Source organism: Sporosarcina oncorhynchi (genome assembly GCF_033304615.1).
Lineage (GTDB): Bacteria > Bacillota > Bacilli > Bacillales_A > Planococcaceae > Sporosarcina > Sporosarcina oncorhynchi.
Genome location: NZ_CP129118.1, coordinates 100,384 through 115,000, shown reverse-complemented (window position 1 = coordinate 115,000; position 14,617 = coordinate 100,384). Strand labels below are relative to the sequence as shown.

General features: G+C 47.7%; 9 protein-coding genes, 6 tRNA genes and 3 rRNA genes (1 of these 18 cut by a window edge). All 18 read right to left on the bottom strand.

The annotated features are described in order from the left end of the window. Positions 1–34, bottom strand: a tRNA-Leu gene (locus QWT69_RS00575) (it extends 55 nt beyond the left edge of the window). 8 nt (positions 35–42) lie between these two features. Further along, positions 43–117, bottom strand: a tRNA-Gly gene (locus tag QWT69_RS00570). A 9-nt stretch (positions 118–126) separates the two neighbouring features. Then, a tRNA-Leu gene (locus tag QWT69_RS00565) sits at positions 127–208 on the bottom strand. 32 nt (positions 209–240) lie between these two features. Beyond that, positions 241–316 (bottom strand) — tRNA-Lys (locus tag QWT69_RS00560). A gap of 7 nt (positions 317–323) precedes the next feature. After that, positions 324–399 (bottom strand) — tRNA-Thr (locus QWT69_RS00555). A gap of 16 nt (positions 400–415) precedes the next feature. Beyond that, positions 416–491 (bottom strand) — tRNA-Val (locus QWT69_RS00550). A gap of 32 nt (positions 492–523) precedes the next feature. Then, positions 524–639 (bottom strand): 5S ribosomal RNA (rrf, locus tag QWT69_RS00545). Between the two features lie 157 nt (positions 640–796). After that, positions 797–3,730 (bottom strand): 23S ribosomal RNA (locus QWT69_RS00540). A 276-nt stretch (positions 3,731–4,006) separates the two neighbouring features. Further along, positions 4,007–5,558: ribosomal RNA gene (locus tag QWT69_RS00535) — 16S ribosomal RNA — on the bottom strand. Together the 16S, 23S and 5S rRNA genes with 6 tRNA genes alongside form the textbook arrangement of a ribosomal RNA operon. Positions 5,559–5,959: 401 nt before the next feature. Beyond that, on the bottom strand, positions 5,960–7,450 hold the full coding sequence (gene lysS / locus QWT69_RS00530) for a lysine--tRNA ligase (RefSeq protein ID WP_317967978.1): 1,491 nt from the start codon (positions 7,448–7,450) through the stop codon (positions 5,960–5,962). A gap of 118 nt (positions 7,451–7,568) precedes the next feature. After that, entirely contained in the window at positions 7,569–8,063 is a 495-nt protein-coding gene (gene folK / locus QWT69_RS00525; protein WP_317967976.1) for a 2-amino-4-hydroxy-6-hydroxymethyldihydropteridine diphosphokinase, read from the bottom strand. Then, positions 8,060–8,428, bottom strand: coding sequence for a dihydroneopterin aldolase (gene folB, locus QWT69_RS00520; RefSeq protein ID WP_317967974.1), 369 nt, complete (start codon positions 8,426–8,428; stop codon positions 8,060–8,062). The genes folK and folB overlap by 4 nt, the downstream gene beginning before the upstream one ends. A 21-nt stretch (positions 8,429–8,449) precedes the next feature. After that, a complete protein-coding gene (gene folP, locus QWT69_RS00515) occupies positions 8,450–9,304 on the bottom strand; it encodes a dihydropteroate synthase (protein WP_317967972.1) in 855 nt (284 codons plus the stop codon). 5 nt (positions 9,305–9,309) lie between these two features. Further along, positions 9,310–10,161, bottom strand: a complete 852-nt coding sequence (gene pabC / locus QWT69_RS00510; protein WP_317967970.1) for an aminodeoxychorismate lyase — start codon at positions 10,159–10,161, stop codon at positions 9,310–9,312. 16 nt (positions 10,162–10,177) lie between these two features. After that, positions 10,178–11,602, bottom strand: a complete 1,425-nt coding sequence (locus QWT69_RS00505; RefSeq protein ID WP_317967968.1) for an anthranilate synthase component I family protein — start codon at positions 11,600–11,602, stop codon at positions 10,178–10,180. A 121-nt stretch (positions 11,603–11,723) separates the two neighbouring features. Next, positions 11,724–12,650, bottom strand: a complete 927-nt coding sequence (cysK, locus tag QWT69_RS00500) for a cysteine synthase A (RefSeq protein WP_317967966.1) — start codon at positions 12,648–12,650, stop codon at positions 11,724–11,726. Between the two features lie 165 nt (positions 12,651–12,815). After that, positions 12,816–13,739 (bottom strand): peptidyl-prolyl cis-trans isomerase, encoded by a 924-nt coding sequence (locus QWT69_RS00495; protein ID WP_317967964.1) that lies wholly within the window; start codon positions 13,737–13,739, stop codon positions 12,816–12,818. Next, positions 13,717–14,604 carry an Hsp33 family molecular chaperone HslO gene (gene hslO, locus QWT69_RS00490; RefSeq protein WP_317967962.1) on the bottom strand — a complete coding sequence of 296 codons (888 nt, stop codon included), beginning with the start codon at positions 14,602–14,604 and terminating at the stop codon, positions 13,717–13,719. Before hslO ends, QWT69_RS00495 begins: the two co-directional genes overlap by 23 nt. Between the last annotated feature and the right edge of the window lie 13 nt (positions 14,605–14,617).

Below are 14,617 nucleotides of genomic sequence, written 5' to 3'. Positions count from 1 at the left end.
AGTCCTGTGCGTCTGCCAGTTCCGCCACCCCGGCAAAAACTATGGAGCGGAAGACGGGATTCGAACCCGCGACCCCGACCTTGGCAAGGTCGTATTCTACCACTGAACTACTTCCGCATATTAAAGTGCGGGTGAAGGGAGTCGAACCCCCACGCCTTGCGGCACTAGATCCTAAGTCTAGCGTGTCTGCCAGTTCCACCACACCCGCGTATAAAACTTCAAACATCTTGTCCAAAAAAATGGTGAGCCATGCAGGATTCGAACCTGCGACCCTCTGATTAAAAGTCAGATGCTCTACCAACTGAGCTAATGGCTCTAAAAAATGGTGCCGGCGAAAGGACTTGAACCCTCAACCTACTGATTACAAGTCAGTTGCTCTACCAGTTGAGCTACACCGGCAAGTGTAGTAAAGAAATGGTGGAGGATGACGGGCTCGAACCGCCGACCCCCTGCTTGTAAGGCAGGTGCTCTCCCAGCTGAGCTAATCCTCCGGGATATTTGATTAGTATGTAAAGAATTAATCGCCTGGCAACGTCCTACTCTCACAGGGGGAATCCCCCTACTACCATCGGCGCTGAAGAGCTTAACTTCCGTGTTCGGTATGGGAACGGGTGTGACCTCTTCGCCATCGTCACCAGACTTATGACATCCTTTTAAAAGGACATTCACTATTATATCAACTCTTTTTGAAATTACAAGCACTTTTTTCAAAAAAATATACTTGTTCGTTCAAAACCGGATAAAACAGACATTGTTGCTGAACTCATCACGTTCAACCGTGCGCTTTCTAACATATAAGGTTAAGTCCTCGATCGATTAGTATCCGTCAGCTGCACGTGTCGCCACGCTTCCACCCCGGACCTATCTACCTCATCTTCTTTGAGGGATCTTACTTACTTGCGTAATGGGAAATCTCATCTTGAGGGGGGCTTCATGCTTAGATGCTTTCAGCATTTATCCCTTCCACACATAGCTACCCAGCGATGCCTTTGGCAAGACAACTGGTACACCAGCGGTGTGTCCATCCCGGTCCTCTCGTACTAAGGACAGCTCCTCTCAAATTTCCTGCGCCCGCGACGGATAGGGACCGAACTGTCTCACGACGTTCTGAACCCAGCTCGCGTACCGCTTTAATGGGCGAACAGCCCAACCCTTGGGACCGACTACAGCCCCAGGATGCGATGAGCCGACATCGAGGTGCCAAACCTCCCCGTCGATGTGGACTCTTGGGGGAGATAAGCCTGTTATCCCCGGGGTAGCTTTTATCCGTTGAGCGATGGCCCTTCCATGCGGAACCACCGGATCACTAAGCCCGTCTTTCGACCCTGCTCGACTTGTAGGTCTCGCAGTCAAGCTCCCTTATGCCTTTGCACTCTACGAATGATGTCCAACCATTCTGAGGGAACCTTTGGGCGCCTCCGTTACTCTTTAGGAGGCGACCGCCCCAGTCAAACTGTCCACCTGACACTGTCTCCTGCCCGGATCACGGGCAAGGGTTAGAAGTCCAATACAGCCAGGGTAGTATCCCACCATTGCCTCCTCCGAAGCTGGCGCTCCGGACTCAAAGGCTCCTACCTATCCTGTACAGGCTGCACCGGAATTCAATATCAGGCTACAGTAAAGCTCCACGGGGTCTTTCCGTCCTGTCGCGGGTAATGCGCATCTTCACGCATATTATAATTTCACCGAGTCTCTCGTTGAGACAGTGCCCAGATCGTTACGCCTTTCGTGCGGGTCGGAACTTACCCGACAAGGAATTTCGCTACCTTAGGACCGTTATAGTTACGGCCGCCGTTTACTGGGGCTTCAATTCGAAGCTTCGCTTGCGCTGACCTCTCCTCTTAACCTTCCAGCACCGGGCAGGCGTCAGCCCCTATACGTCACCTTACGGTTTTGCAGAGACCTGTGTTTTTGCTAAACAGTCGCCTGGGCCTATTCACTGCGGCTCTCTCGGGCTTTAACACCCTACCAGAGCACCCCTTCTCCCGAAGTTACGGGGTCATTTTGCCGAGTTCCTTAACGAGAGTTCTCTCGATCACCTTAGAATTCTCTTCTCGCCTACCTGTGTCGGTTTGCGGTACGGGCACCTCCCGCCTCGCTAGAGGCTTTTCTTGGCAGTGTGAAATCAGGGACTCCGGGGAATAATTCCCCTTGCTGTCACAGCTCAATGTTATAGGAACGGGATTTGCCTCGTTCCACACCTCACTGCTTAGACGCGCATGACCAACAGCGCGCTCACCCTATCCTTCTGCGTCCCCCCATTGCTCAAACGGCGGGGAGGTGGTACAGGAATATCAACCTGTTATCCATCGTCTACGCCTTTCGGCCTCGACTTAGGTCCCGACTGACCCTGAGCGGACGAGCCTTCCTCAGGAAACCTTAGGCATTCGGTGGAAGGGATTCTCACCCTTCTTTCGCTACTCATACCGGCATTCTCACTTCCAAGCGCTCCACCAGTCCTTACGGTCTAGCTTCGACGCCCTTGGAACGCTCTCCTACCACTGACACCATAGGTGTCAATCCGCAGTTTCGGTGATCCGTTTAGCCCCGGTACATTTTCGGCGCAACGCCATTCGACCAGTGAGCTATTACGCACTCTTTAAATGGTGGCTGCTTCTAAGCCAACATCCTGGTTGTCTGGACAGCGTCACATCCTTTTCCACTTAACGGATACTTGGGGACCTTAACTGGCGGTCTGGGCTGTTTCCCTCTCGACTACGGATCTTATCACCCGCAGTCTGACTCCCAAACATAAATCATCGGCATTCGGAGTTTGTCTGAATTCGGTAACCCGGGATGGGCCCCTAGTCCAAACAGTGCTCTACCTCCGAGATTCTAACGTTTGAGGCTAGCCCTAAAGCTATTTCGGAGAGAACCAGCTATCTCCAGGTTCGATTGGAATTTCACCGCTACCCACACCTCATCCCCGCACTTTTCAACGTACGTGGGTTCGGGCCTCCAGTAAGTGTTACCTTACCTTCACCCTGGACATGGGTAGATCACCTGGTTTCGGGTCTACGACCCCATACTCATTCGCCCTATTCAGACTCGCTTTCGCTGCGGCTCCGCATTCACTGCTTAACCTTGCATGGAATCGTAACTCGCCGGTTCATTCTACAAAAGGCACGCCATCACCCATTAACGGGCTCTGACAACTTGTAGGCACACGGTTTCAGGATCTATTTCACTCCCCTTCCGGGGTGCTTTTCACCTTTCCCTCACGGTACTGGTACACTATCGGTCACTAGAGAGTATTTAGCCTTGGGAGATGGTCCTCCCGGATTCCGACGGAATTTCACGTGTTCCGCCGTACTCAGGATCCACTCTGGAGGGGATGGACTTTCGACTACGGGGCTATTACCCGCTCTGGCGGACCTTTCCAGGTCGCTTCGTCTAATCCAGCCTTTTGTAACTCCGTATAGAGTGTCCTACAACCCCAGGAAGCAAGCTTCCTGGTTTGGGCTCTTCCCGTTTCGCTCGCCGCTACTAAGGGAATCGATTTTTCTTTCTCTTCCTCCGGGTACTTAGATGTTTCAGTTCTCCGGGTGTGCCTCGTTTACGCTATGTATTCACGTAAACGTACTGCCCCATTAAAGGCAGTGGGTTTCCCCATTCGGAAATCTTCGGATCAAAGCTTACTTACAGCTCCCCGAAGCATATCGGTGTTAGTGCCGTCCTTCTTAGGCTTCTAGTGCCAAGGCATCCGCCGTGCGCCCTTTCTAACTTAACCTTTTCGGTTTTCAATCAGCTGTGACACTTCATGAATTCCATAAGTGACCACTTCCGCATAGCGATATGCTTCCATGATCGTTAAAAAGACTTGCATTGTTCAATCACTAAGTGATCGACTCGGTTGATTAACTTGATGTTTTGTTGCTTCAATGTCGTTCTATCCAGTTTTCAATGAACAAGTTTTGAAAGTTTCATCCAACAGGATGAACCTTCAAAACTGAACGCAAAACGTCAACGTATGAACCCAAGGTTCATATTCCGTAATAATCCTTAGAAAGGAGGTGATCCAGCCGCACCTTCCGATACGGCTACCTTGTTACGACTTCACCCCAATCATCTGTCCCACCTTCGGCGGCTGGCTCCCGTAAGGGTTACCCCACCGACTTCGGGTGTTACAAACTCTCGTGGTGTGACGGGCGGTGTGTACAAGACCCGGGAACGTATTCACCGTGGCATGCTGATCCACGATTACTAGCGATTCCGGCTTCATGCAGGCGAGTTGCAGCCTGCAATCCGAACTGGGAACGGTTTTATGGGATTGGCTTGCCCTCGCGGGTTTGCAGCCCTTTGTACCGTCCATTGTAGCACGTGTGTAGCCCAGGTCATAAGGGGCATGATGATTTGACGTCATCCCCACCTTCCTCCGGTTTGTCACCGGCAGTCTCCTTAGAGTGCCCAACTAAATGATGGCAACTAAGAATAAGGGTTGCGCTCGTTGCGGGACTTAACCCAACATCTCACGACACGAGCTGACGACAACCATGCACCACCTGTCACCACTGTCCCCGAAGGGAAAGACATGTCTCCATGCCGGTCAGTGGGATGTCAAGACCTGGTAAGGTTCTTCGCGTTGCTTCGAATTAAACCACATGCTCCACCGCTTGTGCGGGTCCCCGTCAATTCCTTTGAGTTTCAGCCTTGCGGCCGTACTCCCCAGGCGGAGTGCTTAATGCGTTAGCTGCAGCACTAAGGGGCGGAAACCCCCTAACACTTAGCACTCATCGTTTACGGCGTGGACTACCAGGGTATCTAATCCTGTTTGCTCCCCACGCTTTCGCGCCTCAGCGTCAGTTACAGACCAGAAAGCCGCCTTCGCCACTGGTGTTCCTCCACATCTCTACGCATTTCACCGCTACACGTGGAATTCCGCTTTCCTCTTCTGTACTCAAGTCCTCCAGTTTCCAATGACCCTCCACGGTTGAGCCGTGGGCTTTCACATCAGACTTAAAGGACCGCCTGCGCGCGCTTTACGCCCAATAATTCCGGACAACGCTTGCCACCTACGTATTACCGCGGCTGCTGGCACGTAGTTAGCCGTGGCTTTCTGACGAGGTACCGTCAAGGTACGGGCAGTTACTCCCGTACTTGTTCTTCCCTCGCAACAGAGCTTTACGATCCGAAAACCTTCTTCGCTCACGCGGCATTGCTCCATCAGACTTTCGTCCATTGTGGAAGATTCCCTACTGCTGCCTCCCGTAGGAGTCTGGGCCGTGTCTCAGTCCCAGTGTGGCCGATCACCCTCTCAGGTCGGCTACGCATCGTTGCCTTGGTAGGCCATTACCCCACCAACTAGCTAATGCGCCGCGGGCCCATCCTGCAGTGACAGCCGAAACCGTCTTTCAGAGTTCCTTCATGCGAAGGAACTGATTATTCGGTATTAGCCCCGGTTTCCCGGAGTTATCCCCATCTGCAGGGCAGGTTGCCCACGTGTTACTCACCCGTCCGCCGCTGATATCAGGGAGCAAGCTCCCATCAATCCGCTCGACTTGCATGTATTAGGCATGCCGCCAGCGTTCGTCCTGAGCCAGGATCAAACTCTCCATAATAGAAGAAAATGAATAGCTCATTTCTTGCTGGCATCAATTAAGATGTCAATTTTGAATCCGAAGATTCGTTTTGTTCCTTCACCGGCAAGCCGGCTGCAGAACTTGTATTGTTGACGTTTTGCTGTTCAGTTTTCAAGGTTCATTTGGTTTCTATTGTCGGTCGCTTCGTTAAGAAGCAACTTTTATATAATACCATTATCGCAATGCTGTTGTCAACAACTTTTTTAAAAAAGTTTTAAAGTCTTTTTTTAAAAGTTGTTTTCGTTTACCAGAAGTGCAACGTTATTTAATATAACACCAGATCATTTTGAATGCAATAGTTTTCATTGAAAATGATTAATTCTTTTTTTAAAAAGAGCGTGAAGCTGTGCAATATAGGCTTTTGCACAGCTTCAGCTGCTTTATTCCTTCGATCTCATCTGCGGGAATAGAAGGATGTCCCGGATAGATTGGGCATTTGTTAAAAGCATAACTAGACGATCAATACCTATTCCAAGGCCACCAGTTGGTGGTAGACCATACTCCAGTGCTTCGACAAAGTCTTCATCCATTTCATGCGCTTCATCATTGCCCTGTTCTTTCTCCACCATTTGCGCTTCAAAGCGGGCGCGTTGATCGATTGGATCATTCAATTCTGTAAATGCATTTGCATGCTCGCGGCGCACGATGAATAGTTCGAAACGGTCCGTGAAGCGTCCATCTTCAGGATTCTTCTTCGCCAAAGGCGAGATTTCTACAGGATGTCCATAAATGAAAGTAGGCTGTACAAGCAGCTCTTCAACCTTTTGTTCAAAGAACTCATTTAGAACATGACCAACTTCCATCATGCCAGCTACTTCAACGCCGTGCTCTTTCGCCAAGGCATGGGCTTCTTCTTTCGTCATCTCTTTCCAGAAGTCCACCCCAGTGTATTCCTTTACAGCGTCTGCCATATGCAGACGTTTCCAGCCTGGAGATAAGTCAATGATGTCATCCCCATACTGAACTTGTGTTGTACCCAGGACGTCTTCCGCCATATATGCAATCATGTTTTCAGTCAGTTCCATAATATCGTTATAATCGGCATACGCTTCATATAACTCCATCATCGTAAATTCAGGGTTGTGTCTTGTTGAGATTCCTTCATTACGGAATACACGGCCCACTTCATATACTTTCTCCAGTCCACCGACAATCAGACGCTTCAAATGAAGCTCGATTGCAATACGCATGTATAACGTCATATCTAATGCATTATGGTGCGTGATGAACGGGCGTGCAGTTGCTCCCCCCGCAATCGAGTGTAGCATTGGTGTTTCAACTTCCAAGAAACCTTTCTCATCCAGGTAACGACGCATCGATTGGATGATACGACTTCTCGTGATGAACATCTCTCTGCTCTCTTCAGATGAAATGAGATCTAAGTAGCGTTGACGGTATCGTTGTTCGATATCTTTTAGACCATGAAATTTATCAGGCAGCGGGCGCAGTGCTTTCGTCAGGAATGTAAATTCAGTCGCTTTAATAGAAAGTTCTCCAACCTTCGTCTTAAAAACGTCTCCTTTAACACCGACAATGTCACCTAGATCCGCATTATCAAATAGTGCATAGGCTTCCTCACCGATTGCATCTTGACGGACGTAAATTTGAATCTGCCCACCAAGATCCTGGATATGTGCAAATCCAGCCTTTCCTTTGCCGCGCTTCGTCATAATACGTCCCGCGATTTTCACTTCATGAACCGTTTCATCCAAATCCTCTTTGGTAAGCTCTTCATACGCTTCCCGGATTTCATTGGACAAGTGTGTCCGTTCATATCTTGAACCGAATGGATCCAATCCATTCTCACGTAAGTCTTCCATCTTCTGGCGTCTCACCAGTAGCTGATCGTTCAATTCATCCAAATGGGACATTTCATTCACTCCTTCATCAGTTATCCCTCACGCCGGATGGCATGCTACCATTGTACACAAATTTGCTATGTAAAAAAAGCCGCCACGTATATGACGGCACATCTATACGTCGAGCCGTTCACATTTCCGCATTCAAAAAATGATCGGCACCCTCAATCTTTTTCCAACGAACGACGCCACTGTCATCAATTGCCGGTTTCGGCTGAATGATACCAGGTGCGATTTCCAACAGAGGCACAAGAACAAATGCCCGTTCCATCATTCTCGGATGCGGTACAATTAAGTTCTCTGATTCAACATTGTCGTGATTATACAACAAAATGTCAAGGTCCACCGTCCGGGGTCCCCATCTAACTTTGCGAACACGGCCCAATTCATTCTCAACTTCTTGGCACACCTTCAATAATTGATGCGCATTCAAGTTCGTTTTAAGACACACGACTAGGTTTAGAAAATCTGCCTGGTCAGTAAATCCGACCGGAACCGTTTCATATATGGAAGAGACATTTATCACTTCAATTTCTTCATGTCCATGAAGCGCACGGACTGCCTCCGTCAAATGATGCAACCGATCGTCGATATTAGAACCGATCGATAGATAGGAAACATTCACTCGAAGCGCCCCCTCGTAATCTCGACAGAAACGGAAGTATAATGACCAGGAATCGGAGGATCTGGTTTAATCAACACCACTTTCAGACCTTGAACTTGGGAAGGAAATTTCTTCAAAATCGTCCCCGCAATGTCCTCTGCGAGTGTTTCAATCAATTTACGGGGTTCCCCTTCAATAATTGATTGGCAGATATCATACACTTCTGCATAATTTACTGTTTTCGCTAAATCATCAGTTCGTCCTGCCTCCGCAAGCTCAATTGCAAGTGACACACTCGCACGGAACCGCTGACCAAGCACGTTCTCTTCTGCTAATGCACCGTGGTATCCGTAAAACTCCATTTCATTCACATGAATATAATCCATCCTACATCCCCCTCTCGACTATTACTTAACGACAACACTGGCCTTGCCTACCAACACATCCATCATCTTCACCATGCGTGATACTTCCTTCACGTCATGTACACGCATAATATGGCAGCCGTGATTGATGCCATAGCAAACCGTTGCACCGGTCCCTTCCAAACGTTCTTCTACCGGCAAGTCCAATATCTTGCCAATCATCGATTTGCGCGATGTGCCAAGAAGAACGGGATAGCCCATATCCGCTATTTGTTGCAACCCTTGCATTGCCAAAACGTTCTGCTCAAGGTTTTTCGCGAATCCGATACCCGGGTCAAGCCATATATTTGTTTGAGAAACACCCGCATCTTTAGCAATGTCTACACTTCCCTGCAAATCCGTCAGCATTTCTTCCATGAAATGACCTTTGTACTCCGCTACTTCCCGGTTATGCATGAGGATGATGGGCACATTATGAGCCGCCGCAACTTCCGCAATACGCGGTTCACGTTTCGCTCCCCACACATCATTGATGATGCTTGCACCAGCTTTAAGAGCTGCTTCCGCAACTTCTGCTTTATATGTATCAATTGAAATGACACAATCCAACTCCTGTGATAGCGCTTCAATCACAGGTGCGGTCCGTTGCATCTCTTCATCGAGAGAAACAGGTGCATGACCAGGACGCGTTGACTCGCCTCCAATATCGATAATCTTCGCGCCCTCACGAATCATTTCTTCTGCACGCTTCAACGCCGCATCTATCTGACCGTACTTCCCTCCATCCGAAAACGAGTCGGGTGTGACATTCAATATGCCCATTACAATCGTTTCCGTACGGAAGTTTATTTCCGTACGCCCGAATCGATAGATTTCTCTCGCATTAGCCAATTCCATGATTATCAACCTTCTTTCAAATGACCGATTGCCTGTATATATAGTTTGTGCAGATTTTCGTAATAAACTCCTGAAGCTCCCGGTAGAAAATGATTGCCCACTCTGTTGAGTGGAACAATTTCCTGCACAGCATTAGAAACGAACACTTCATCAGCTTGTTCCACTGCCATTTTTGGAAACTCACCTTCAACAACTGAAATATTTGCGTTCTTTGCACTACATATAATGAAAGCACGTGTAATACCCGGTAAAATCCCTGTGTTAATAGAAGGTGTATACAACGTCCCGTCTTTCATCCAGAATACATTTGAAGTGATTCCTTCCGCAACAAAACCTTCCGCTGTTAGGAAAAGGCCTTCCTGATCCTTTAAGGACGGAAGCTCTAACCGGCCTCGTACATTGTTTAAATAATTATGGGATTTGTGACGGACGCTACTTTCAGGTAAATTGCGCGCAGTTTCCAGCCACACACCGGTTTTTTCTGTTCCTCTTGGCACAGCTGCCAACTCCTTGCGAAAGAGAATTACATTCGGCTCTATGTATTCAGCCGGTGCCAGACCGATGTCATGTACACCTGCGGACACATTCAAACGAAAATACCCTTCCCGTCCTCCGGATAAGTCTGTTAATTCGCGGACTGCATGAAGAATTTCTTCGTCGTCATAAGGAAATGTAATACGGTATTCAGCGAGTGCATCACACAATCGCTTCATATGCTCTTTGAATAAAAACACATGTCCCTCATACGTCCGAAATGTTTCGAAAAATCCAGCGCCATATAAAAATCCGTGATCAAACGGAGAAATCCGAAGATCCTCCGCTCGTTCAACGTTTCCATTCATCCAGCAGTAATTCATGAATGATCCCACCCTATCATGCTTGATCATTGACCGTTTCAGCCATTTCCTTCGCCTGCCATAGCGCTTTCGCCTTGTTCAACGATTCCAAGTATTCTGCTGTTGGATCTGAATCTGGAACCAATCCAGCACCCGCTTGGATATGAGCAATGCCGCCTTTGATGTACGCCGTGCGTATGACGATATTCAACTCCATATCGCCGTTAAATCCGATCCATCCGATTGACCCCGTATACAAGCCTCTGCGAGTCGGTTCCAGCTCTTCAATGATTTCCATTGTACGCAATTTCGGCGAGCCCGTTATCGAACCGCCCGGAAATACACCCTTGATGACTGCCGCGTTAGATAGTTCAGGAGATACCGTTCCTCGGACATTTGAAACAAGATGCATCACATGCGAATACCGCTCGATCACCATGAATTCGTCCGTCTCAACCGTTTCAGGCAAACAAACTTGTCCGAAGTCAATCAATTCCTGCTCCAGCAACATAATATGCTCGCCCTTTTCTTTCTCGTTCGACAGTAATTCCTTTTCAAGTTCCATATCTTGCTCCGGAGTCACTCCTCTAGGTCTTGTCCCACCTATCGGACGCGTGCTCATTTCTGACCCGCGTTTTTTCAATAGTAATTCTGGAGAGCCTGAGACAACCGCAAAGTCTTCTGAACCAATCGACGCCATGTAAGGAGATGGGTTGAAAGAGCGCAATGCTTCGTACATATCGAGAGGGTCTGCAGCCAATTCTTTAGACTGGCGGACAGACAAGTTGACCTGGTTCACCTCATCCAACGAAATATAACGTTGGACATCTCGCACCATCTGTTCAAATTGTACATCCGTTACAGAAACGTCGACATTTCCTATCCGAACAGAACCCCTAGCTGAATTTTCCACTGCGTGCTTTCTGTTCGTTAAGCCGATTTCCGAAGCAGTCATCCACTCAGACTTGAATTCCGAAACAACAAGTCCTCTTTCAGGTAGAACCATAAAGTAGGCTTCTTCCTTCTCCAGATCAAGAACAGCCCATCTATCAAACAAGTAGAAAAAGAGATCAGGCGTTTGCAGATCGTCTGTTGCTACGTTAGGAATCGGCTCGTATGTACGGACGTAGTCATAACTGATGAAACCGATAACGCCTCCTTGAAAGTCCGGCAATTCGGGCAGACTGTCCACATTCATTGATTGAACAAACTCGGCAATCAATTCAAGCGGCTCGCCTTCTTTCAATTCCTTTGTACCGTCCCGCCACACAAGTTCCAACGTATTTCCATCTAACGCTTTCATCGTCACTAACGGGTCGATTCCCGCTATGCACATAGTTCCCGTCCGCCCGCTTTCAAGCAACGCATGTCCCGCATTGTGTTGGGCCAGCTCCTTATACGCATAGAAGAATTGTTCTTTTGTCATATTCGTTTTGCTGTACTCCGGAAACATTTTAGCCATTTGTTTTTCCCCCAACATCTCGTAATATAGTTATCTTACTATCCGTTAGGCTATTTACGCTACAATTAGCAACAATTCTCTCGTTGTAAACAGAAAAAAGAGGCGCATAATGCGCGCCTCTTCACTCTTCTTCGAACTGATAAAGTGGTGTACTCAAATAACGCTCACCGTTGGACGGCAGAATAGCTACGACCGTTTTACCTTTACCTAGTTTTTTCGCAATTTTTAACGCAGCGAAAATTGCTGCCCCGGAAGATACACCACCGAGAATCCCTTCCTCTTTTGCCGCGCGTCTCGCTGTGTCATACGCTTCATCATTTGAGACTTGAATAATCTCATCGTAAATGTCCGTGTCTAATACTTTTGGAATGAACCCCGCACCGATACCTTGAATCTTATGTGGACCCGGCTTACCTCCAGAAAGTACTGCGGAGTCAGTCGGTTCCACAGCAATAATCTTGACGTCCTGGAATCGTTCTTTTAATACACTGCCAACGCCTGTGATCGTACCACCCGTGCCTATTCCTGAAACGAAAGCATCTACGCGTTCGAGTGCATCTGCAATTTCAGGACCCGTCGTTAATCGATGAATTTCAGGATTCGCTTCATTATTGAATTGCTGTGGCATGAACCAGCCATTTTTCTCTGATAATTCCTCCGCTTTTGCTATAGCACCTTTCATACCTTCCGCGCCTGGCGTTAACACTAGGTCCGCTCCATAGGCACGAAGCAAATTGCGCCGCTCCATACTCATTGTATCCGGCATGACAAGCACGGAGTTATACCCTTTTGCTGCAGCAATCATCGCGAGACCAATACCTGTATTCCCACTGGTCGGCTCGATAATTGTGCTTCCTTCTTTTAAGTCACCCGATTTTTCCGCCGCTTCAATCATTGCAAGCGCGATGCGATCCTTAACACTCGACCCCGGATTAAAATACTCCAATTTCAAGTAAATATCCGCACTATCCGGCCCCGCCATACGATTCATCTTTACCAAAGGGGTCTTACCTACAAGGTCTGCAACCGTAATTCCGATTCTACTCATTCATACCCTCTCCTAATCCCGACTTATTTGATATACATTATTGTATTAATCATACAACTTCTTTGTGACCACTGTCAATTAATATAGGATTCCCTGTTCCTCCTAATTTCACACAAAAACCGTCTTATTCCCTGTCATACACAAGGAACAAAACGGTTCATTAGATTATTTTCCATAAAACCATTTGGCATCGAATTCTTTCCAAAACGCTTCTGGATTTACAGTTTGCGGTAGCTGTTCAAGCGCAATTTCACGTTTGATGTGCTCTTTTACTTCTTTATATGAAAATGTCGTACCCTCAATGATTTCGTTCACTTGAACGACAGCATACATGCCATCTGTCAAACTCACGACATCTCCGACCTTTCCTTCTTTCGTTTTGGATGCCATTGCGTAAATTTTGGGATCCACCGTTTCCGTGTCTGCATTAATGTAACCGATATCTCCGCCTAGACTTGCAGATGCTAAATCTGTAGAAATCTCTTTTGCCAATGCATCAAAGCTCGACCCCTTAGACAACTCGTCTAGCGCCTGTTCAGCTTCCTTCTTTGTTGGGACAATGATGACCGACGTCCGATAGGCGGTCAAAATGGTGTAAAGCGATTCATTTTCATCATAGAATGCTTTTACAGTCTCGTCATCGATAACGACATCATGAGACAACACCTTTTCCAGAATCAATGTAGAGCGGATTCGCTGTCTCGTCTGCTCCACATCAAGCCCCGAATGCGTCTTTCCGTCCACGGCTGTAATTAGAGCTAGTTCGAGATCGACTTCTTTGTCCGTTACTTTGATACCGTATTTCTTTGCAGCCGTTTCCATCACTTTGTTGTTAACTAGGTCGAGTAGCACTTCCTGACCAACTTCTTTCTCCATTGCAGTCAACCACTGTTCCCGTGTAATCGGCTGGCCAGATACAGAAGCGACAACTTCATCTGTTTGCTTCGGCTTGTCCGGGGTTAACCAACCGATGAACCACATGATATTAAACAACAATAGGATGCCAATCAAATAGAGAAGTGGTTTAGTCTTCAACTTTCTCTTCTGGGTAGCCGTCTCCTCGACGTTATGACTGCGTCCGTATTTCATCGATAAATCCTTCTAATTCTTCTTTAGTGAAAAGGTATTTCTCATTGCAGAAATGACACTCCACCTGCGCCTGACCATCTTCACTAATCATATCTTGGATTTCCTTCTCACCTAGTCCGATAATAGCGTTTCCGAAACGCTCTTTGGAACAGTTGCAATGGAATTTAACATCCATCTTCTCGAGCACGTCCACGTTTCCTTCCCCAAGCGCTTCTACCAAAATCTGTTCAGGTGTCAGACCGCGGTCGATCATACTCGAGATAGGTTCGATGGCAGCCATCTTCTGTTCAAGTATCGTAATCGTTTCATCCGTTGCACCCGGCATCACTTGGAGTATGAACCCTCCTGCCGCCTTAACCGAATTGTCGGGATTGACAAGTACACCTAATGCCACTGCAGATGGGACTTGCTCAGACACGACAAAGTACTGCGTGAAGTCTTCTGCAATTTCTCCTGAAACTAGCGGAACTTGTCCAGTAAAGAAATCACGTAGTCCAAGGTCTTTGACCACAGTCAGCATGCCTTCCGTACCAACTGCTCTGCGAACGTCCAACTTTCCTTTTTCACTTAGCTCGAAATGCGTCTGCGGATTAGTAATATATCCTCTCACTTCACCAAACGCATTCACGTCCACGACGATGGGACCAGCAGGACCATTTCCGTCGACTTTCACCGTCAACTTATCATCGCCCTTTAACATAGCACCCATCATAAGACCTGCAGTTATCGTCCGTCCAAGTGCTGCTGTAGCTGTCGGCCATACCATATGCTTTTCTTGTGCTTCTCCTACAGTATCTGTGGAATTTACCGCATACGCGCGGATTGTTCCGTCAAAAGCCAGAGCTTTTAGTAAATAATCACTCATTCATTTCTACTCC